This is a genomic window from Acidovorax delafieldii 2AN (genome assembly GCF_000175235.1).
Taxonomy (GTDB): Bacteria; Pseudomonadota; Gammaproteobacteria; order Burkholderiales; family Burkholderiaceae_C; genus Acidovorax; species Acidovorax delafieldii_B.
This window is the reverse complement of sequence record NZ_ACQT01000439.1, coordinates 1-1,837: the sequence shown is the minus strand read 5'-3', so window position 1 is coordinate 1,837 and position 1,837 is coordinate 1. Positions and strand designations below refer to the sequence as shown.

The 1,837-nt window shown below is 68.5% G+C and carries 2 protein-coding genes and 1 pseudogene; all 3 read left to right on the top strand.

Annotation, left to right across the window (positions count from 1 at the left end; genetic code table 11):
* Nucleotides 1–86: 86 nt before the first annotated feature.
* Nucleotides 87–1,250 carry an FMNH2-dependent alkanesulfonate monooxygenase gene (ssuD, locus tag ACDELDRAFT_RS21990; RefSeq protein WP_005800836.1) on the top strand — a complete coding sequence of 388 codons (1,164 nt, stop codon included), beginning with the start codon at nt 87–89 and terminating at the stop codon, nt 1,248–1,250.
* 26 nt (nt 1,251–1,276) lie between these two features.
* A complete protein-coding gene (locus ACDELDRAFT_RS21985) occupies nt 1,277–1,651 on the top strand; it encodes a VOC family protein (protein WP_005800835.1) in 375 nt (124 codons plus the stop codon).
* Nucleotides 1,648–1,837: pseudogene (locus ACDELDRAFT_RS25475) on the top strand (ABC transporter permease); the annotation flags it as partial. The gene ACDELDRAFT_RS21985 and the pseudogene ACDELDRAFT_RS25475, both read left to right, overlap by 4 nt.

Here is a 1,837-nt window from a genome sequence, read left to right as displayed (position 1 = left end):
GGCCTTGCCTGCGGGCGCGCAACGGCTTTCGTTTTTTTCAGGCAACCCGCTCATCGTTTTTATCCCTCCCCCTCACGGAGCACACCATGCAGATTTTCTGGTTCATTCCCACCCACGGCGACAGCCGCTATCTGGGCACCGCCGAAGGCGCGCGCCAGCTCAGCCATGAGTACCTGCAACAGGTGGCCATCGCCGCCGACAGCCTGGGCTACGAAGGCGTGCTGATTCCCACGGGCCGCTCGTGCGAAGACCCCTGGGTGGTGGCGTCCAGCCTGATCGCCGTCACACGCCGCCTGAAGTTTCTCGTGGCCGTGCGCCCCGGCCTGCACCAGCCAGCGCTGGCCGCGCGTATGGCGGCCACGTTTGACCGCCTCTCGGGCGGGCGCCTGCTCATCAACCTGGTGACGGGCGGCGACCAGGCCGAGCTGGAAGGCGACGGCGTGTTTCTCGACCATGCCACGCGCTACGAACAGTCGAGCGAGTTCATCCGCATCTGGCGCGAAATCCTGGCGCGCAGCCACAGCGGCGAAAGCCTTGATTACGAGGGCAAGCACCTTGCGGTGAAGGGCGCCAAGCTGCTGTTTCCGCCCGTGCAGAAGCCGCACCCGCCCGTGTACTTCGGCGGCTCGTCGCCGGCCGCGCACGAACTGGCGGCCGAGCAGACCGAGGCCTACCTCACCTGGGGCGAGCCGCCCGCCGAGGTCGCCAAAAAGATTGCCGATGTGCGCGCCAAGGCTGCCCGCCATGGCCGCACGGTGAAGTTCGGCATCCGCCTGCATGTGATCGTGCGCGAAACCGACGCCCAGGCCTGGCAGGCGGCGCAAGAGCTGATCAGCCGCGTGAGCGACGACACCGTGGTGCAGGCGCAGGCGGTGTTTGCCCGCATGGATTCCGAGGGCCAGCGCCGCATGGCCGCGCTGCACGCCGGCGGCAGCAAGCGCACGCGCGCTGACCTGGAGATCAGCCCCAACCTCTGGGCCGGCGTGGGCCTGGTGCGCGGTGGCGCGGGCACGGCCCTGGTGGGCGATCCGCAGACGGTGGCGGCCCGCATCGAGGAATACGCCGCGCTGGGCATCGACACCTTCGTGCTCTCGGGCTACCCCCACCTCGAGGAGGCCTACCGCTTCGCCGAGCTGGTGTTTCCGCTGCTGCCCGTCCAGGTGCGCGACAAGCTCGCCGGTGGCTCGCCCCTGGGGCCTTTCGGTGAAACCGTGGGCAACCAGTACGTGCCGCGGGCGTCGCAAAGCTGATGGCCGCAAGGCACCGGAGCACATCCATGGGCATCCATTCCATCAACCACGTGCAGCTGGCTTTTCCGGCCGGCGCCGAAGGCCAGATCCGCCACTTCTACAGCCACCTGTTGGGGTTGCACGAGGTGCACCAGGCAGCGGGCAGCACGCTGCGCTTTGCCGCAGGCCCGCAGCGCATCGACCTTGTTCCCACCGAGAGCTGGCAGGCCGCGCCGGCGGTGTCCCACCTCGCCTTCGAGGTGGACGACCTGCCTGCACTGCGTGGCCGTTTGCAGCAGGCCGAACTGGCGCTGGTGGAGAACCGGGCGCTCCCCGGCTACCTGCGCTTTTATGTCAAGGACCCGGCGGGCAACCAGCTGGAATTTCTGGAACCCGATACAGAAGAGGGGTACGCCACATGAGCAACAGCCTTCGTGAACTGCAGATTTCTCCGGTGCCCGACGCCGTCGATGCCCCGGGACTGCTGGCGTTGCCGCAGGGCGCGCTGCGCTTTGCCGGCGCGGTGGGGCAGCGCCTGTTGCCCTGGCTGGTGCCCGTGGGGCTCGTTGCGCTGTGGCAGGTGGCCGCGTCGCTGGGTTGGCTGTCGA

What these genes read in the sequence shown, in the direction of transcription:
- ACDELDRAFT_RS21985 (WP_005800835.1), top strand. Translation starts at nt 1,277, where the DNA reads ATGGGCATCCATTCCATCAACCACGTGCAGCTGGCTTTTCCGGCCGGC.
- ssuD (WP_005800836.1), top strand. Translation starts at nt 87, where the DNA reads ATGCAGATTTTCTGGTTCATTCCCACCCACGGCGACAGCCGCTATCTG.